Source organism: Agrobacterium sp. NPDC090273 (assembly GCF_044772305.1).
Classification (GTDB): Bacteria; Pseudomonadota; Alphaproteobacteria; order Rhizobiales; family Rhizobiaceae; genus Agrobacterium.
Genome location: NZ_JBIVYN010000002.1, coordinates 489592 through 508309, shown reverse-complemented (window position 1 = coordinate 508309; position 18718 = coordinate 489592). Strand labels below are relative to the sequence as shown.

At 56.7% G+C, this 18718-nt stretch carries 17 protein-coding genes and 1 tRNA gene; 9 read left to right on the top strand and 9 right to left on the bottom strand.

Annotation, left to right across the window (positions count from 1 at the left end):
* Nucleotides 1–10: 10 nt before the first annotated feature.
* On the bottom strand, nt 11–205 hold the full coding sequence (locus tag ACIQT8_RS08665) for a hypothetical protein (protein ID WP_262527575.1): 195 nt from the start codon (nt 203–205) through the stop codon (nt 11–13).
* Between the two features lie 176 nt (nt 206–381).
* Here ACIQT8_RS08665 and ACIQT8_RS08660 point away from each other — a divergent pair, with 176 nt between their 5' ends.
* The 4 genes from ACIQT8_RS08660 (at nt 382) to ACIQT8_RS08645 (ending at nt 5246) form a co-directional block, all read left to right on the top strand.
* A complete protein-coding gene (locus ACIQT8_RS08660) occupies nt 382–771 on the top strand; it encodes an acyl-CoA thioesterase (protein ID WP_138791928.1) in 390 nt (129 codons plus the stop codon).
* 91 nt (nt 772–862) lie between these two features.
* Nucleotides 863–2056: an ATP-grasp domain-containing protein gene (locus ACIQT8_RS08655; protein WP_400964741.1), complete on the top strand. Its 1194-nt coding sequence runs from the start codon at nt 863–865 to the stop codon at nt 2054–2056.
* Nucleotides 2057–2061: 5 nt separating this feature from the next.
* A complete protein-coding gene (locus ACIQT8_RS08650; protein WP_400964740.1) occupies nt 2062–3111 on the top strand; it encodes a polysaccharide deacetylase family protein in 1050 nt (349 codons plus the stop codon).
* 278 nt (nt 3112–3389) lie between these two features.
* Entirely contained in the window at nt 3390–5246 is a 1857-nt protein-coding gene (locus ACIQT8_RS08645) for a flagellin (RefSeq protein WP_400964739.1), read from the top strand.
* Nucleotides 5247–5371: 125 nt separating this feature from the next.
* On the opposite strand, the gene ACIQT8_RS08640 is transcribed toward ACIQT8_RS08645, so the two are convergent.
* Both ACIQT8_RS08640 and ACIQT8_RS08635 read right to left on the bottom strand, forming a co-directional pair.
* Nucleotides 5372–5445 (bottom strand) — tRNA-Gln (locus tag ACIQT8_RS08640).
* Nucleotides 5446–5546: 101 nt separating this feature from the next.
* On the bottom strand, nt 5547–5984 hold the full coding sequence (locus ACIQT8_RS08635) for an Lrp/AsnC family transcriptional regulator (protein ID WP_138791932.1): 438 nt from the start codon (nt 5982–5984) through the stop codon (nt 5547–5549).
* Between the two features lie 129 nt (nt 5985–6113).
* Between ACIQT8_RS08635 and rocF the strand changes: the two genes are divergently transcribed.
* The gene (gene rocF / locus ACIQT8_RS08630; protein ID WP_400964738.1) at nt 6114–7034 is read left to right on the top strand and encodes an arginase; all 921 of its coding nucleotides are present in this window, start codon (nt 6114–6116) and stop codon (nt 7032–7034) included.
* A gap of 14 nt (nt 7035–7048) precedes the next feature.
* Complete coding sequence (locus ACIQT8_RS08625) at nt 7049–8104, top strand: ornithine cyclodeaminase (RefSeq protein WP_400964737.1); 1056 nt, start codon at nt 7049–7051, stop codon at nt 8102–8104.
* Between the two features lie 35 nt (nt 8105–8139).
* Here ACIQT8_RS08625 and ACIQT8_RS08620 read toward each other — a convergent pair whose 3' ends face one another.
* The 6 genes from ACIQT8_RS08620 to ACIQT8_RS08595 all read right to left on the bottom strand — a co-directional run bounded on the left by ACIQT8_RS08620 (nt 8140) and on the right by ACIQT8_RS08595 (nt 15455).
* Complete coding sequence (locus tag ACIQT8_RS08620; RefSeq protein ID WP_400964736.1) at nt 8140–9021, bottom strand: DMT family transporter; 882 nt, start codon at nt 9019–9021, stop codon at nt 8140–8142.
* A 225-nt stretch (nt 9022–9246) separates the two neighbouring features.
* Nucleotides 9247–10977 (bottom strand): acetyl/propionyl/methylcrotonyl-CoA carboxylase subunit alpha, encoded by a 1731-nt coding sequence (locus ACIQT8_RS08615; RefSeq protein ID WP_400964735.1) that lies wholly within the window; start codon nt 10975–10977, stop codon nt 9247–9249.
* Nucleotides 10974–12596 (bottom strand): 5-oxoprolinase/urea amidolyase family protein, encoded by a 1623-nt coding sequence (locus ACIQT8_RS08610; RefSeq protein ID WP_400964734.1) that lies wholly within the window; start codon nt 12594–12596, stop codon nt 10974–10976. The genes ACIQT8_RS08615 and ACIQT8_RS08610 overlap by 4 nt, the downstream gene beginning before the upstream one ends.
* A gap of 7 nt (nt 12597–12603) precedes the next feature.
* Nucleotides 12604–13413, bottom strand: a complete 810-nt coding sequence (locus tag ACIQT8_RS08605) for a putative hydro-lyase (RefSeq protein ID WP_400964733.1) — start codon at nt 13411–13413, stop codon at nt 12604–12606.
* Between the two features lie 10 nt (nt 13414–13423).
* Nucleotides 13424–14191: a LamB/YcsF family protein gene (locus tag ACIQT8_RS08600; RefSeq protein ID WP_400964732.1), complete on the bottom strand. Its 768-nt coding sequence runs from the start codon at nt 14189–14191 to the stop codon at nt 13424–13426.
* Between the two features lie 22 nt (nt 14192–14213).
* Nucleotides 14214–15455 (bottom strand): NRAMP family divalent metal transporter, encoded by a 1242-nt coding sequence (locus tag ACIQT8_RS08595; RefSeq protein WP_400964731.1) that lies wholly within the window; start codon nt 15453–15455, stop codon nt 14214–14216.
* A gap of 265 nt (nt 15456–15720) precedes the next feature.
* Between ACIQT8_RS08595 and ACIQT8_RS08590 the strand changes: the two genes are divergently transcribed.
* From ACIQT8_RS08590 to ACIQT8_RS08580, 3 genes are all read left to right on the top strand, one after another.
* The gene (locus tag ACIQT8_RS08590; protein ID WP_138791941.1) at nt 15721–16386 is read left to right on the top strand and encodes a GntR family transcriptional regulator; all 666 of its coding nucleotides are present in this window, start codon (nt 15721–15723) and stop codon (nt 16384–16386) included.
* An 87-nt stretch (nt 16387–16473) separates the two neighbouring features.
* Entirely contained in the window at nt 16474–17061 is a 588-nt protein-coding gene (locus ACIQT8_RS08585) for an ANTAR domain-containing response regulator (RefSeq protein ID WP_138791942.1), read from the top strand.
* Nucleotides 17062–17094: 33 nt separating this feature from the next.
* Nucleotides 17095–18384: a CmpA/NrtA family ABC transporter substrate-binding protein gene (locus tag ACIQT8_RS08580; protein WP_400964730.1), complete on the top strand. Its 1290-nt coding sequence runs from the start codon at nt 17095–17097 to the stop codon at nt 18382–18384.
* Nucleotides 18385–18718 lie beyond the last annotated feature (334 nt).

The window sequence follows — 18718 nt, the reverse complement described above, 5'->3', positions numbered from 1 at the left end:
GCTTGTGGCGTCAAAGCCTTAGATGCCACCCTTCCGAATTCAGTGGCTCTACGGTTGCAAATGCAACAGGGCTTTTGGGCTCAATCTGCGTGCGCAGAGCAAATGTCCCTGTCGCGAGGGTAAAAAGCAGCGCGCCAGCAATCGTCAGGACGATCCGGTCATAACGCTGCTGCGTCGTTTGGTTCCCAGTCCAGTCATAGGCCATGCGTATGCCCCCGTGCCTTTTCATCGAATCCTGACGGATCATGGTTAATCCAAGCTTACCATGACCTTGGTATTCCTTGCTGTTTCGGAAGGGCTGCTACGAAAAAACGGCTATTGGCTCATCCTCTCGGGTCCTTTAATGGCTTTGCCGGGAGGTTAGCCGGAAGGATTTTTCAGATGGATCAGCAGCCACCCGCCGATATGGAGCTAACGCTTCGCACTCTTGCAATGCCCGCAGACGCCAATCCCGCAGGCGATATTTTTGGCGGCTGGGTCATGTCCCAGATGGACCTTGCGGCATTTGTCCGCGCTAATGATGTTGCGGGCGGACGCACCGTTACGGTTGCCGTCAATGAAATTGTCTTCAAGAAGCCCGTAAAGATCGGCGATACCCTTTGCGTTTACACGCGCATCGAGAAGGTCGGCCGAACCTCCATCACACTCAAGATCGAGGCGTGGACCCGCCGGCACTATCAGGACTCCCGCGAGAAGGTGACGGAAGCCGTGTTCATCATGGTCGCGGTCGATGACAATGGCGATCCTCGCCCGGTAAAGAGCGTGGCCTGAACCTCAAAGGGGTGAATGTTGCCTGTCGGTGTTATCCAATTTGTTTATCAATTTTTGCCATTAAGGAATTGGATAAGACGGGGATCAGGCTGTGACTATTCCAGGCGTTGTTATTGTTGGGGGCGCTCACGGGACTTTGGCGCTCGCGCGAAGCCTGGGTGCCCTGAATGTTCGCGTCACTTACGTCACGCATGATTCTCCTCTGGCTGGCTGGTCGCGTTTCGTGCACGAAACCATCCGTTGGTCAGGTGCGGAAGACGCTGGTGCGCTTCAATTCCTGTCAGATTTGGCGGAGCGGCCGCATATGCGCGGCTCTCTTCTCGTTCCTGCCGGCGACGGTGAGGTCAAGTTCGTTGCGGAAAACCGCGAGATTTTGTCTTCCCTTTATACGATCGTTCTGCCTGACTGGACGGCGCTGCAGTGGCTGTGTGAAAAGCCGCTGCTTTACAAGCGTGCCACGGACCTTGGAGTGGCAATTCCGAAAACCTACGAATCGGCTTCGATAGCACATCTGGAGAAAGCGGATGTCGTTTTCCCGGTGGTCCTGAAGCCAAATATGGGCGGTGGCGGTACGCCAATTGCCAAGGCCAAGGTCATCAGAGCCGAGACCCCTGCAGAGTTGATGCAAGCCTATGCGGATGCAAGCGCGCAGATCGGTGCGGAGAACGTGGTGGTGCAGGAGCTGATACCTGGTGGCGGGGAAAGCCAGTTTTCCTACGCAGCTCTCTGGAAAGACGGTGAACCGGTTGCCGAATTCACGGCGCGCCGCACTCGTCAGTATCCTGTCGATTTTGGTTATACGAGCACTTATGTCGAAGTGGTGGACGAACCGCGTGCCGTGGAAGCCGCAAGAAAGATTCTAAGCTCGGTTGGACATAGCGGGCTAGTGGAAGCTGAGTTCAAACTTGATCGCCGCACAGACACGCTGAAGCTTCTCGACGTAAACCCGCGTCCCTGGTCGTGGTTTGCCTTGTGCTCTGCCGCGGGCGTCGATCTCGGAAGCATGTTGTGGCAGCTTGCCAATGGCGATAACCGCAAACACCTATCCAGCGCCCGGCAGGGCGTCGCGTGGTCCTATTTCATCCGTGATGTTGTCGCTGCCCTCACACTGAAGCGACGCGGCCAGTCCGGTGTCGCAGCCGTGTTTCCATCTCTTGGTAAAGTCCGTTGCTGGGCGGCATTTGCGACCCAGGATCCTCTTCCCGGTCTGATCGACTTGCCGCTGACTGCGTGGCGGGTGATGAAAAAGAGGGTTTTGCCCTCCATACGGTCAGAGCATCGGTAAGCTGCATGTTGTTATCAAAGACAATGAAGCGCTCGTTGAAGTACCTTGCCATTCGCGCGGGACTTGAAGTGTCGGCGCTGCCCGGCGTGCGATCCCTTCAGCCCTCTCTTGGCGGAAGAGGCGTGATCTTCACATTGCATCATGTTCGTCCGCCAGAGAAAACCTCCGGCTTTGCACCCAACGCTCACTTGTCCATCACTCCGGAATTTCTGGACGTTGCCATCGAGGCCGCACTCGAATGCGGCCTCTTGCCGGCGCACCTGCATGATCTGCCACAGCTGACTGCGCAGCCGCATGACGGTCGAAAATTCTTCGCTTTCACGCTGGACGATGGCTACCGCAACAATGCCGAATATGCCGCACCGGTGTTCCGCAAATTTGCTGTTCCCTATACGATTTTCATCACGCCGGGCTTTGTCGAGCGTACCCGCAGCATATGGTGGGAGACGGCGGAGGCGCTGGCGAAGAACAACATGTCTTTCCGGTTTGATTTTGGTCAGGGCGAAGAAACGGTTGCGGCCACGACTCCCGCACAGAAGATCGCAGCCTTTATCCGTTTTGAGCAGTTCGTCTCATCCACGGATGAAGATGAGGCTGTTGCCCGCATTGATCGTGCTGCACGCCACCACGGTATCGACCCAATGGCAATCGTCGACCGGCTCGTGATGAACAAGGGGGAATTGGCGGCGCTTTCCTCTGATCCGCTCGCCCATCTCGGTGCGCATACGATGACACATGTCAACATGCGTCGGGTCAGCAACGAACGCCTACACCAGGAGATCAGCCAGTCGACATCGCGGATTGAAGGTTATGTTGGTCAACGTCCCCGGTCGTTTTCCTATCCCTACGGATGGGCGACCGCTGCAGCCGACCGCGAGATGAAGGCCACCCTCGCCGCCGGGTTCCCGGTAGCTGTCACCACGCGACCGGGTGTCTTGACACCTCAATCCCTGCGCCAGCCCACGGCGTTGCCGCGTGTTTCACTGAATGGCCACTTTCAGAAAAAGCGCTATGTGAAAGCGCTGATTTCCGGCTTGCCGTTTCGGTTGATTTAGACCCAACGCGCGCCACGCTTGCCAGAGTAGTTTCCAAGCGGGCAAAAAACGTAACTTGGGAGAGCGTTTGTTCTTCTTGACCTTGAACGTTCGCGTGCGTGCACATCGAGACAATTGAGCTCTAGATCCGCGTTTACCCAAGAACAATATCAACTATTAATGGTTGTGTTATGCAGAGATATCGCGCTTATCATTAACTACGCATTAACGCTCTAAATGGTTGTATCCCATCGTGATTTTCTGCTCATGATGAGTTTATCCCACCAAGGCTGAGTACCATGTCCTCCATTCTAACGAATGGGGCTGCAATATCTGCGCTCCAAACTCTGCGTGCAATTTCCGCTGATTTAGGTGAAACCCAACGGATGGTTTCGTCAGGCTTGCGCGTGGATGTTGCCGCGGATAACGCTGCATACTGGTCAATCTCGACAACGATGCGTGCGGACCGGATGGCAGTGTCCGCCGTCGCTGACGCGCTTGGCTTGGGTGCTGCGAAGACTGATACCGCATATTCTGGAATGAACGCCGTCATCGATGTACTGGCGGAGTTCAAAGCTAAGCTCGTTGCTGCCAAGGAGGATGGTGTCGACAAAGCTAAAGTTCAGGCGGAACTGGAACAGCTCAAAGCACAGGTGCAGGGCATCTCGACGTCGTCAAGCTTCAATGGCCAGAACTGGCTAAACACGAATATTGAACAGATTTACGATATCGAGACGAACAGGGCATCGGTTATTTCCTCGTTCGTCAGGTCGCCAAGCGGTGTGTCCACAGGCACGATGGACGTTCACCTCGACAAGATCAGCCTCTTCAACTCCACCGGCGGCGGCTTGCTGCAAGCTGACCCGCGTGATGTGAAAACGCTTGGTGGGATGAGGTCTCTCGGCAGTTCTTCCACCTGGAGTGGTTCACCGACCGTCTATCATACCGAAACATCGACCGAATGGATGCATCCGCGCGGTGACAGCGGGGATAATGCGTCTTTCAATATGTCGTTCCCGGATGGAGCACCCCTGGACTTTAATACGCCTGGCGCGGAGATCAAATTCGATCTCATCCTGGATAAGGAATACGATCCATCGGCACTTACCGGCGCTTATGGCGAACTCTACGATTTGCCTGGACCTTACGATCCCGGATATTCGGCGGCGAGTTTGACCATCACAAAAGCGACGGTGGATGCCTACAATGCCAGCTGGGGGGGCATTGTTTCGACAAATGAGCAATTCGCAGACTTGTTGAACTCTTTACTTTCTCCGCACGGTGCATCTGTCTCTGGTCGGTTCACAAAGGAGGATCCGCCTGGGTCCAACAAATTCGTGCGCGATCCTGTTACGATGCTTATTTCAACACGCCAGATTCACGGCAACGGCAACTATGTTGAGATCGCCAATCTCAGCAGTGTTGGTGTCAGCACAGGTGGTCTTTTGAACCGATACGACTACGGAGATCGGGGATCCGGCATTGCACTGCGGTTCGAACAGTTTACGCTTCACATAGACGGCGATAATGCTGATGGGGTTGAGGTTGATTTCCGCTTTTCGGTCAATGGTGCGCCTGCCACAACGCATAACTTCAATCGCACCTACATTAACGACCTGCTTGGCAAAGATACAGGTACCGTAGAAACAGCAGAGGAAATGGTCACTCTGCTTAAGTCTCTAATCGACCCTGACTGGCCGAATACGATCATCGAAGTGTCCGCTTCCGACCCGAACTACATAATCGTGAAATCTGACCCATCAGTCGACAGAAAATGGGGACCTAGTACGAGTATCGGATTCTCAAATATCGTTGTCAGTATCGAGCCTATCCCGGCAATGAACTTTCTCAACATCGACATCGAGCAAAACCCCGGCGCGGTCGATCTATATATCGACTACATCGAGGTTGCCTCTCAGCGTGTGGTCGCCGGGGCTTCAATCCTAGGATCGCTCTCGATGCGTATTGATATGCAGACAGAGTTCACGGCCAAGTTGATGGCAGCCACGGACAGGGGCGTCGGTCGGCTCGTGGATGCAGACATGAATGAAGCCTCGACGAGGCTCAAGGCCTTGCAAACACAAGAGCAGCTTGCGATCCAGTCACTCTCTATCGCAAACGCAAGCACAGAGAACGTGATACAACTCTTCCGTTGAACGTGACTGCCCGCTTTGCTTTTCGTGCTCTTCCGCGCGGAGGTTTCCGCAGGGCCAAGACGAAAGCCGGCGTCGTTTGGCCTTCGCAAGACTAAAATTCAAAGGATTTGGTGATTTTCAGTGATTGGCTGGGGAACCTGGATTCGAACCAAGATCGACGGAGTCAGAGTCCGCTGTTCTACCATTGAACTATTCCCCAAAAGCCCGAGACGCGAAGCGCGTTTGCGTTTGGTGGGTCGTCATATAGATGATTTATTTCAGGGCGCAAGTCGAAAAATGAGATTTGGGACAATCTTTTGCCTAGAGCCTTGCTCGAGTGGAGCGCGGGGTTGAAAGCAGCAGGCTGGTTTCGCTTCCTGTGATCCCTGGAACGAGGCGAATACGTCGCAGGACTGCATCCAGATCGCTCAGGGTGGCGGCGTGGAGTTCAACGATCAGGTCCCAGCGCCCGTTGGTCGTATGGATCTCGGATATTTCAGGGAAGCCGCCTAACGTCCGAATCACGCGGTCGGTGACATGTCCTTCGATTTCCACCATCATGATGCCACGCACAGCCGCTTCCACGGCATCAGCCCGCAAGATCACGGTGTAACCTATGATCGTCCCTTCGGCCTCCATCTTCTCGATCCGTGATCTGACAGTTGCACGCGATGCGCCTGCTTCAATCGCCAGATCGGAAATACTGCGCCTGCCATTGTGTCTGAGAAGGGTAACGAGCTTTTCGTCCAACGTGTCCATGATGCTCATTTTGATAAGTTTATTTTCCAAAATGATATGCGCATTAAATATGTTTGCCAATATTACCTATTCAATTTGCCAGCAGTTTTATGGTTCACTTGTAACAGTCGTCACTGGGAAAAACGCCACATGAATATCAAGCTTATCGGCGCACCGTTGCAAATCGGGGCGGGACAACTGGGATGCGAAATGGGACCGAGCGCGTTCCGCATTGCCGGTCTTGTCCGTGCTCTGGAGGATCTTGGGCATCAGGTCGCCGATGTGGGCAACATCGCACCAGCGCCCATGAAGACGTTCGACCATTCCAATCCTGCGGTCCACCATCTGAGCGAAACTGTTGCCTGGACGGAAGCGCTGATGGACGCAGCCTATCGCGAGAGCGCAGATGCCATGCCGATATTTCTCGGTGGTGACCATGCGATTTCGGCCGGTACTGTCGCGGGTATGGCGCGTCGTGTTGCCGAGAGCGGACGGCCTTTCTTTGTTCTCTGGCTGGATGCGCATACCGACTATCATACGCTTGAGACGACACGCAGTGGCAATCTGCATGGCACGCCTGTTGCCTATTTCAGCGGTCGAGATGGCTTTGATGGCTATTTCCCGCCTCTGCCGAACAAGGTTCTGGAAGAAAACATTTGCATGATCGGCATTCGAAGTGTCGATCCGGCTGAAAACGCCGCACTTGAGCAGAGCCGCATTACGATCAATGACATGCGCGCTATCGATGAGCATGGCGTTGCCGTGCTGCTGCGCAAATTTCTGGCGCGGGTTCGCGATGCGAACGGCGTGCTGCATGTCAGTCTCGATGTCGATTTTCTCGATCCAGCCATTGCGCCAGCCGTCGGCACCACCGTGCCGGGTGGAGCGACGTTCCGCGAGGCGCACCTCGTCATGGAAATGCTGCACGACAGCGGATTGGTGGGGAGCCTCGATCTCGTGGAACTGAACCCGTTTCTGGATGAGCGCGGCCGGACGGCAACCCTCATGGTGGATCTCGCCGCGAGCCTTCTGGGCAAGCGCGTCATGGATCGCCCCACACGCGCCGGCTGACAGGAGGACTTGAGATGACCGTAATACCAAACCTGAACATCGTGCCCTTCGTCAGTGTCGACCACATGATGAAGCTGGTGCTGCGTGTCGGCATCGATACGTTTTTGCGTGAACTCGCCGATGTGGTCGAGGAAGACTTCATCCGCTGGGAGAGCTTTGATAAAACGCCGCGTATCGCATCTCATTCCAAGGAAGGTGTGATCGAGTTGATGCCGACGAGTGACGGAACGCTCTATGGCTTCAAATATGTCAATGGTCACCCGAAAAACATGCGGGAAGGTCGGCAGACCGTGACTGCTTTTGGCGTGCTTTCCGATGTCGGTAATGGTTATCCGCTGCTGCTGACGGAAATGACCCTGTTGACTGCATTGCGAACGGCGGCGACCTCGGCGGTTGCGGCAAAGCATCTTGCTCGCAAGAATGCCCGTTCCATGGCCATCATCGGCAATGGTGCGCAAAGCGAGTTCCAGGCGCGGGCCTTCAAGGCGATCCTCGGCGTCGATCAGTTGCGTCTTTTCGACATAGACCGCACGGCGAGTGAAAAATGCGCCCGCAACCTTCAGGGACAGGGCTTTTCGATCAAGATTTGCGAGAGCGCTGAGGATGCCGTCGAAGGCGCCGATATCATAACGACGGTCACCGCAGACAAACAATATGCGACGATCCTGACCGATAACATGGTTGGGCCTGGCGTCCATATCAACGCAGTTGGTGGTGATTGCCCCGGTAAAACGGAACTGCACAAGGATATTCTGTTGCGATCCGATATTTTTGTCGAGTATCCGCCACAGACCCGTATCGAGGGCGAAATTCAGCAACTACCGCAGGATTACCCGGTTATCGAACTATGGCAAGTGATTGCCGGGTTGAAGGAAGGCCGAGGCTCCGAAGGGCAGATCACGCTTTTCGATAGCGTCGGTTTCGCGACCGAGGATTTTTCAGCACTGCGTTACGTGCGCTCAAAACTGCCGTCCACCGGCCTCTACGCCGAACTGGACCTTCTGGCGGACCCGGATGAGCCACGGGATCTGTTTGGCATGCTGTTGCGCTGTGAAGCCGCGATGGCTTGAAAGCTATCCCTGATGAGAGCGAAGGGCGCGGCGGTTTAGGCGCCGCGTCGATTTTTACGGGTGAGAACATGCTCGCGCCATATGGTGAACAGGCCGGCAGCGATAACGATTGCGGCGCCGATGACCATGTTCGCGCTCAAAACCTCACCAAACATCGTGACGCCGAGAATGGAAACCAGCACGAGTTGATAGTAGGAGAATGGTTGGACGGAGGCCGCATCTGCCAGCTCGAACGCCTTGATCAGACAATAATGTCCGCTCATGCCGGTTATGCAGAGCGCCAGCATCCATCCCCAGTCATAGGGCGCAAGTTCGACCCAGTAAAATGGGCCAACGAAGGTCAACGCGGCAGCACCGGCGACACCGGTGTAGAAGAAACTGGTCATGGATGTATCGCTTTTGCTGCCGAGGCGCGTCAGAACGCCATAGAGAGCCAGCATGAAAGCGGCCATGAAAGTGATCAGGAGGGTGCTGTCAAAACCGCTCTCATCGGGCTTCAAGATGATGAGAACGCCGATAAAACCGACAAAAATCGCACACCAGCGCCGCCAGCCGACCTGCTCACCAAGCAACGGCACGGAGAGGGCTGCAACGATCAACGGTGCGGAAGCGACAATGGCATGAGTGTGTGCCAGCCCGATAAGCGCGAAGGAAAAGATCGAAAACACAATCTGCACTGCCAGCAGAACACCCCGGCTGATCTGGAGCCAAGGCCGGTTTGCCATGGCAGCGCCGCGAATGCCGCCTGGTGATCTTGCCGCCATCAACAACACGAAAACGGCAAACGCCCAGTATCGCAACATCGCAACAAACACGGGCGGATAGGCGCTACCGAGATGTTTGGAGATGCCGTCCTGTGCCGCGAAAATGGTGAAGGCGGTAAGCGCGTAAAGATAACCGGTTTTTTGTGACGGCATTAAATAACTCGTTGTCCGGCTATCGCCGCTTATAAATGTGACATGCAGTGGAGGCAGCAAAATTCAGGATCGATGTTTTCCCTGAAATCGCTTGTCAGACAACATTATTTTGTGAATGGCAGCCATGCAAGCGTGTCACCCGCCATTTGCGGGCAACACGCCATGTTCTTGCAATTTTATCTTGCGCTGCCGGAGACTGGCTGACCGGCTAGGCAGATGCGATGATCAGTTGAGAACCTGAAGCAGCGTTGCACCTGCCTGCAGATAATCTCCTTCTTTGGCGAGAAGGCGGACCTTGCCTGCCTGGGGTGCCGTGATCTGCGTCTCCATCTTCATGGCTTCCATCACGGCCAGAAGATCGCCTTCGGCAACCGTGGCGCCATCCTCGACCTTGAAGGATTGAAGAGTTCCGGAAACGGGTGCGACGACGCCGTCGTCGTTTTTCTGGCCATTCGTTTCGGCTGAGGCAGTGTCTATACGTCCGGCCGTGCCGAGAGCTGATAGCAATATGTTCGGCAAACCAACGGATATGCGCTTGCCGTCAATCTCCAGCCAAGTGCGGGTCATGGACGGATCAACTGCCGGTTCGGGACGCTCCATCGCGTCTGGCATGGCGGCAAAGTCCGTCTCGATCCAGCGCGTGTGCACCTTGAAGCCGTCAGAACCAATAAAGTCTTCGGTGTCGATGGCTGCGCGGTGGAACGGCAGCACGGTCGCCACGCCCTCTATGCGGAATTCCTTCAGCGCGCGCCGGGCGCGACGCAGAACCTCATCGCGGTTGGCACCAGTAACGATCAGCTTTGCCATCAGTGAATCGAACACGCCTGGAATGGAGGAGCCGCTGACGACCCCGCTGTCCATACGAATGCCGGGGCCGGATGGCGGATCGAAGAGAGTGATTTCGCCTGGGGTCGGAAGGAAGCCACGGCCAGGATCTTCGGCGTTGATGCGGAATTCCATGGAGTGGCCACGTGGTTCGGGCGTTTCCAGCACGCGCAAGGTCTCGCCTTCGGCGATGCGGAACTGCTCGATAACCAGATCGATGCCTGTGGTCTCTTCGGTGACAGGGTGCTCCACCTGAAGCCGGGTATTGACCTCAAGGAAGGAAATCGTGCCATCGATGCCAAGCAGGAACTCGACAGTGCCGGCACCCGAATAGCCTGCCGCGGCACAGATCGATTTAGCGGCCTCGTGGATCTTCTGACGCTGCTCTTTAGACAAGAACGGTGCTGGCGCCTCCTCGATCAATTTTTGGTTGCGGCGTTGCAGCGAGCAATCGCGCGTTCCAAGAACCAGGACATTGCCGTGCTTGTCGGCAATGACCTGCGCTTCGATGTGGCGTGGCCGATCGAGAAAACGTTCGAGGAAACATTCGCCGCGGCCGAAAGCGGCCGTTGCCTCGCGGACGGCAGATTCATAGAGATCGGCGATTTCTTCCATCTTCCAGGCAACCTTGAGGCCGCGACCGCCGCCGCCATGTGCTGCCTTGATGGCGACCGGAAGGCCGTATTCTTCGGCAAAAGCGATAACTTCTGCCGAGGAGGAGACCGGACCGTCGCTGCCTGCAACCAACGGCGCACCGACACTGGTGGCAATGCGGCGTGCTTCCACCTTGTCGCCCAGTGCCTCGATGACCTTGGGGGCGGGGCCGATCCAGGTCAGACCCGCATCCAGCACTGCCTGCGCGAATTCGGCACGCTCGGAAAGAAAACCATAACCGGGGTGTACAGCATCGGCGCCAGCGCGTTTTGCAATGGCGATCAGCTTGGAAATGTCGAGATAGGTTTCCGCGGGGCGTACACCTTCCAGCGCATAAGCCTCATCTGCAAGGCGCACGAAAAGTGCGTCCAGATCCGGGTCGGCGTAAACGGCGACCGACTGGATGCCGTAGTCGCGGCAGGCGCGGATAATGCGCACCGCGATCTCGCCACGATTGGCAATCAGGACTTTCTTCATCGCTGTTCTCCTCGGAATTCTGTGTTCACGCTCGCCGAAATTTCGGCGAAGGGGCCAATGGGCCGGAATTTGATTTTTGCGTTGACCGGGATCTGGCCGGCAAGGTCAAGGTGATATTCGGCGACCGCGCCGATGACCGGATAACCACCGGTCAATGGATGGTCGGCGAGGAACAGGACCGGCTGGCCGCTGTGCGGTATCTGAATGGCGCCTGTTGCCGTGCCTTCGCTTGGCAATTCCGCACTATCTTTCCGCTCAACCGGGATTTCGCCGGAAAGGCGGATGCCGACACGGTTCGACTGTGGCGTTACCTGCCATAGCTGGCCTGTCAGTGTGTCGAGACCTTTTTGTGTGAACCAGTCGGTGCGCGGTCCCAGGACCACATCGAGCGTCACCACATCGCCGGGCTGAGGTGGGTTGAAAGCCGGGATTTCGTCGATTGAAAGACTGGCGAGGCCAGACGTCTCTACATTGAGGAAGAGAATTGAACCGGCCGTGACGGGCTGCGGACCGACAACGGCCAGCGTATCGGTGGCAACGCTGCCAAGGACCGAATCGACCTTGAAACCGCCGCGCACGGCAAGATAGCAGCGCATGCCTTTGGGCGGCTGGCCGAAGCTCACGAGATCGCCGGGATCTACCGATACAGGGGCGTAGGGTTCGGCAGAGATTGTGTGCCCGGCTGCAGTCTTGATGGTGATCGGGCAAAGCGCTCCGGCAGTGGCGATGACGGTCCGGCTTGAGCTTTTGAATGAAAAACCGCCGAGCGTCAGTTCGAGGCAGGGTGTATTGGCGGGATTGCCGACAATACGGTTCGCGGCATTGAAAGCGCTCTGGTCGAGTGCGCCGGACGCCGAAACGCCCTGTCCGGTCTGGCCAAAGCGGCCGAGATCCTGAAAGAGCGCCGGCATCGGTGCGGCGAGCACTTCAAAGTGCGGTGCTGTTCTGTCTGTTTCCGTCTCATTTTTACGCGACGCTGGCGCAGCAACGGATACCGTCTTGCCTGCCTTGTTCAGATCGAAGAAGCGGACGCGATAACCGGGCTGGAAAAGTGCGCCGGGATCACGGTCGATATCCCACATCTTAGACGGCGTTGTGCCAATGATCTGCCAGCCACCCGGGCTGTTTTGCGGATATACGCCACTGAAGGCGCCGGCGAGCGCGACGGAACCTGCGGGAATACGGGTGCGTGGGCTTTGGCGACGCGGGACGTGAAGTGAGGGATCGCCGCCTACGAGATAACCGAAACCGGGGGCAAAACCACAAAAGGCGACAGTGAACTCGCTTTCAGTGTGCCGGCGGATCACTTCTTCCACGCTCAGACCCGTTAGTTCGGCAACATCGCCAAGATCTTCACCGTCGTAATGGACGGGGATCTCGACGAGATTTTCGGAAGGAGCAATCTTGGCCGAGAGGTCGCGGGTCGCGATCCGGGCTGCCAGTGTCTCGGCGCTGATTTTATCCGGACGGAAACGGATCATCAGCGTCCGCGCTGCCGGAACCGTTTCGTCGATCCCTTCGATCGGGTCTGCCTGGAGAGAGGCGAACAAGGCAAGCGTCTGGTCAAGGTCGGCCAGTTCGACAAGCAGGGTGGTGAGGCTGACGGGAAGAAAACGCATGCTGTCCTCACGCATGATAGGCAGAATCGGGAATGTCAGTGATGAACATATGGCCCGGTGCATGAGTGATGGCGAAGGGAACGCCGGACGCCATGACGGCTGCCTGCGGGGTGACGCCGCACGCCCAGAAGACGGGAACCTCGCCGGGTTCGATACGCACCGCATCGCCAAATTCCGGTTTGGAGAGATCGGCAATACCGATTTCTTCCGGCGCGCCAATATGCACGGGCGCACCATGAACGGCCGGAAAACGACCGGAAATGGTCACAGCATCGGCAACACGGGATGCCGGGATCGGCCGCATGGAGACAACCATATTGCCTTTAAGGCGTCCGGCGGGACGGCAAGGCTGATTGGTGAGGTACATCGGTACGTTGGTCTTGTCGGTCATGTGACGGATTTCGATGCCGGCCTCGACCATGGGTGTCTCGAAGGTAAAGCTGCAGCCGATCAGAAAGGCGACGAGATCGTCGCGTTCGGCCCAGGCTGCAGTGGCATCTGCTGTTTCTTCGACGAGTTTCCCGTCACGCCAGATGCGATAAAGCGGCAGATCGGTTCGGAGATCCGCACCCGGCGCAAGCAGGGTTGTCGGCGAGCCGGGATCGGACACATCGAGCACCGGGCATGGCTTCGGATTACGCTGCGCGTAAAGAAGGAAATCGAATGCCCAGTCACGTGGCAAGACAATCATGTTTGCCTGCGTGAAACCGGGGGCGATGCCAGATGTCGGCTGAACGAGGCCGCCGCGATAGGTAGCACGCGCGTCCCGCGCGGACTGCGCGTTCGTGTGTTTGAGGAAGGAGGTGGGAATGGTCATGTGCTGCTCCTCAGACGTCTGAAACGAACGAGCGGATTTCAACGCCCTCCGCTTCGAAGCGGCGGCGGATTTCCTGCGCGATCGCAACCGCGCCTGGGCTGTCGCCATGAACGCAGATAGACTGTGCTTCGATCTTGATGATGCTGCCATCGATGGCTTCGAGGGTACCCTCACGGGCGAGTTGCAACATACGGTCCGCGATCTTTGTGGTGTCGTGCAGAACGGCGCCTGCTTCGCGGCGCGAGACCAACTGGCCCTGCGGTGTGTAGGCGCGGTCGGCAAAGGCTTCCGCGACGACGGCCAGCCCAGCCCTGCGGGCGAGATCGAGAATGGGGGCGCCCGCAAGCCCCATCAATATGAGGGACGGATCGACTGCCTTGATGCCATCAATGACAGCCTGCCCCTGTTTCGCATCATTGGCGATGCGATTGTAGAGTGCGCCGTGGGGTTTGACATATCGAACGGTGGTGCCGGCGGCGGCGGCAACGCCCTTGAGCGCGCCGATCTGATAGATGACATCGGCAATCAGTTCTTCAGAGGTGGTATCGAGATCGCGGCGACCGAAGCCGACGCGATCCGGGTAGGAGACATGCGCGCCGACCACGACGCCTTTCTCGGCAGCAGCCTTGACGGTGCGGTAAATACCGGCTGGATCGCCGGCATGAAAACCGCAGGCAATGTTGGCGCTGGAAACGACGGCGAGCATTGCTGCGTCATCTCCCATTTTCCATGCGCCGTAGCTTTCTCCGAGGTCGCTGTTGAGGTCGATGGCGGCCATGTCGTTTCTCCCTTTTGTCGTATTACAGGCCAAGCAGGCCGAAGATCGTGCCGGCGGACTTGTAGCCCATGTACCATGTCAAGGCGCAGGTCAGAACGCCGAGGATCAGCAAGATGCGCGGGTAGCGATAGCCGCCCATCAGGTCTTCACGTTTCCAGGCGGCGAACAGGAAGATGCTGAGGCCGATTGGAAGGATGAGGCCGTTGAGGCCGCCGACAAAGACCAGCATTGCTGCGGGAGGCGTGGTGATGAGCAGATAGCAGACAAGCGAGATGGCGATGAAAACAACGGTCGCCAGGTTGCGGGCGCGTTCGGTGATGTCCTGCTTGAAAATGGTGATGAAGGACACCGACGTGTATGCCGCGCCGATGACGCTTGTAATGGCTGCGGCCCAGAAGATGACGCCGAACAGTCTGTAACCGAGATCGCCAGCAGCGTGCTGGAAGGCCTGTGCCGCCGGGTTTGCCGCCTGGCTGGAGGTGTCAATGATAATGCCACTGGCAACGACGCCGAGGATGGCAAGGAACAGGACATAACGCATGACGCCGGTGACGGCGATGCCCGTCAGAGCGGCGCGATTGACGGCCGGCAGGTTTTCAATGCCGACCATGCCGCGATCCAGCAGACGATGTGCGCCGGAATAGGTGATGTAGCCGCCGACCGTGCCGCCGACAATGGTGGTGATGGTTGCGAAGTTGATGGTGTCTGGCAGGAACGTCTGCCGGAAGGCATCACCGACTGGAGGCTGAGAAACAAAAGCGACATAGAGGGTGAGCGCGATCATCAGGATGCCTGCGAAGATGATGAACCGATCGACCGCCATTCCGGCGCGTTTGGAAACAAAGATGGCAATGGAGAACAAGGCGCTGATCGCGCCGCCGATCTTTGGATCAAGGCCGAAGATGGCATTGAGGCCAAGGCCAGTGCCGCCGATGTTGCCAATGTTGAAGAACAGGCCGCCAACGATGACGAGAATTGCAAGCAGATAACCGGAGCCGGGAATTGCAGCATTGGCAATATCGGAAGCACGCATGCGCGTCAGCGTCACGATCCGCCAGATATTCAATTGTACGACAAAATCGATCAGGATGGACGCAAGAATACCGAATGCAAAAGCGGCACCCAATTGCGTGGTGAATGTCGCGGTTTGCGTGATGAAGCCAGGGCCAATGGCCGATGTTGCCATCAGGAAGATGGCTGCCATCAAGGATGAACGCCGGGATCGTATGGTGTCGACGCTCTGTGCGAGCTTCGTTTGCTGCATGGATTTTCTCCCATCCTGTGCTGCGATCCGCCCCTCGCGGATGCTTTATGGAGGACAATCTTGTCGCGTTCTGCAAAATTGTCAATATTGTTCAACAATCATATCATATTGTTCTTTTAATATGCTTGTTTGTTGGACGTTGTGCTGAGTGTTTCATCACAATTTTGCGTGCTTTGCCCGGTGTTTGTGCTAATGGCAATCGTAACCGTGTCCGCAACCGCCGCCACGGTCTCCCGCACTGCCTTGTTATCTGGAAAGGAGCGTCATGACGGAAACTGTGGAAGGTCTGCCGCTTGCCGATCGACTGGCCAAGGATATTCGCATTCTGCTGATCTCCGGTGAACTGAAGCCTGGCCAGCGTCTTTCTGAGGCAGCCTTCAGTGAGCGTTTTGACGTGTCACGCAACTCTTTGCGCGAAGCCTTTCGTCTGCTGACGAAGGACGGCCTTTTGCGTCACGAGGCCAACCGTGGCGTTTTTGTCGCCGTTCCTTCGATGGCATCGGTCATAGACATCTACCGCGTGCGCCGCATGATCGAATCCGGTGCGCTGCGCCAGGCATGGCATAAACACCACGCGGTGAAGATCATGCGCAAGGCGGTCGAGGAAGCCAAGGTCAAGCGCGACCAGGCCGATTGGCACGGAGTTGGCAGCGCCAATATGAAATTCCATGCCGCCGTTGTTGATCTTCTCGATAGCGGAAGGTTGAGCGATTTTTACGAGCGGATCGCTGCGGAACTGCGCCTTTGTTTCGGGCTTTTGAAAGATCCCGAGATGCTTCACTCCCCTTTTGTGGACATGAACAACAAGATCCTTTCCCTCGTAGAAGAGGGGCGGACGGGTGAGGCTGGTGATGAAATGGACATCTACCTCAATCTTTCCGAGCGTACGGTTCTGAAGGCGTTGGAACGTGCCGTGGAATACGCGTCCTGACGATTTCCTGAAACGGCGCTGTCCGTTTGCCGGATTTTGCGTTCGACGTGATTGCCAAGTTTGCTGCGGTGCGTCATCTATTCGGTTATGACGCTTCGCGACCTTACCATTCTTGTCATAGATGAAAATGCGATCCGCGCCTCCATTATCGAGGAGGGCCTTCGCGAAGCCGGGCATCACCGTGTCACCGTCATTCACGAGGTGCATGGCGTGGCGAGAACCATCGAGACGCTGCAGCCGGATGTGATCGTTATCGATCTCGAAAATCCCAATCGCGATATGATGGAGCACCTTTTTCAACTGACCCGCACGGTTGGGCGGCCGATCGCGATGTTTGTCGACCGGTCGGATACGGCGTCTATTGAGGCTGCGGTCGAAGCAGGCGTGTCGGCTTACATCGTCGATGGTCTGAAAAAGGAGCGGGTGAAGCCCATCCTTGATATGGCGGTTAGCCGCTTCAACGCGTTCAGCCGTCTGCAGCGAGAACTGGCCGATGCCAAATCGGCACTGGAGGACCGCAAGCTCATCGAACGTGCCAAGGGCATTCTGATGAAGATGCGTGGCCTTTCCGAGGAGGAGGCGTTTGCGCTTCTGCGCCAGACGGCAATGAATGAAAAGAAAAAAATCTCCGAGATTGCGCAAAGCGTGGTCACGGCTGCGGGTCTGCTGATGTAACGGCCGGACCGGCGACAATGTGGAGTGAACGGTATGACTGGGCATGGAACGGAACCCGGTACGAGCGGCGAAACAGCGAACGTCGCCTCTCCGGCGATCATCGGCTACGACTGGCAAAGAACCTTGCGCGCCGGGTTCATTCCGCTTGTCGACGCTTCCGTTCTGATCGCTGCTGCTGAATTCGGTTTTGCAGAGCGCGAAGGGCTTGTTCTCGATCTCGTCAAGGATGTTTCCTGGGCAAATGTGCGCGATCGCCTAGCGTTCCGCCAGTTCGACATCGCCCATATGCTCTCGCCAATGCCTGTCGCTTCGATGCTTGAGCTCGGTTCGAACCCGTCACCAACTGTTACGCCCTTTTCATTGGGCAAAGGCGGCAATGCCATTACGCTATCGACGCGCCTGTTTGCGCGCATGAAGGCATTGACTGGAATTTCAGAAACAGCAGGAGCGCTCGACAACGCGCTTGCCTTGAAACGTGTTCTCGATGACATGCGGGCGCGGGGTGAGCCTCAGCCGACGCTCGGCATGACCTATCCATTTTCGTCGCATAACTATGAGTTTCGCTATTGGCTTGCTGCTGGAGGCATCCATCCCGATCACGATGTGAAGCTTGTGGTCGTCCCGCCACCCTTGACCTCGGACGCCTTGGCTGCAGGTGCGATCGATGGATTTTGTGTCGGCGCACCATGGAATATCGTTGCTGCCGAACGCGGTGTTGGCCGCATCGTCGCTGCCAAGCAGGATCTGTGGCCGTCGGCGCCGGAAAAAGTCATCGGTATGCGGCCGGAATGGGCGGATAGTCAGCAGGAAACGGTGTCCCGTCTTCTGCTTGCTCTCGATGCGGCTGCCAAATGGTGCGACAAGCCGGAAAACCATGACGATCTTAGCAGAGCTTTAGCGGATAAACGGTATATCGATGCACCTGAGAACATCATTCGTCGCGTCCTCGCCGGAGAGTTCAGTATCGACAGCCTGGGCAATCAGCGGGTGATTGACAAGTATTTCGTGTTTCACGAAGGTCACGCAAATTACCCCCGCCAGAGCCAGGCGCTCTGGATTTATAGCCAGATGATCCGCTGGGGGCAGGCCAGTTTTTCTGAAGCTGGCGTAAAGGCGGCGACATCCGCATATCGGCCGGACATTTATCGCCTGGCGCTCGGCGATGATGCCGCGCCTGCAGGCGCTGATATCAGGATTGAGGGTGCAGAAGAAGGAGACCGTTTTCTCGACGGTTTCGTTTTCGATCCTGCCCAGATCGAGCGCTATGTGGACGGTTTCGCCGTTCGTAGCGCCGGAACATCAGGGGCTGGCAGCGAGGCCTGATTGCCGTCACAAGCTGCGATCTGCGCAAAATTGAAGCGCCCTATTCCATGGGGAGCACAAATTGCAGGCGGTTATTTCTGCGATTAAAAAACAGGCGTTGTTTCGATTCCGATAAATAGCCCATAATTGTCAATTGCTTATGTCAATGTGAAAAAACTGGCACGCCCTTTGCTTCTCTAAGATCGCACCGGTCAACGGCGACCGGGGTAAAAGAAGCGCACGATAAGCGTTTTCCAAAGACATCGACGTCGCAAGGTTTTGCTGCCCGGAGCATCGTTCCGCAGGCGCAAGGACCGAGCGGCGTTTTTTATTTTCAGGCTTTTTTCGCAAACGA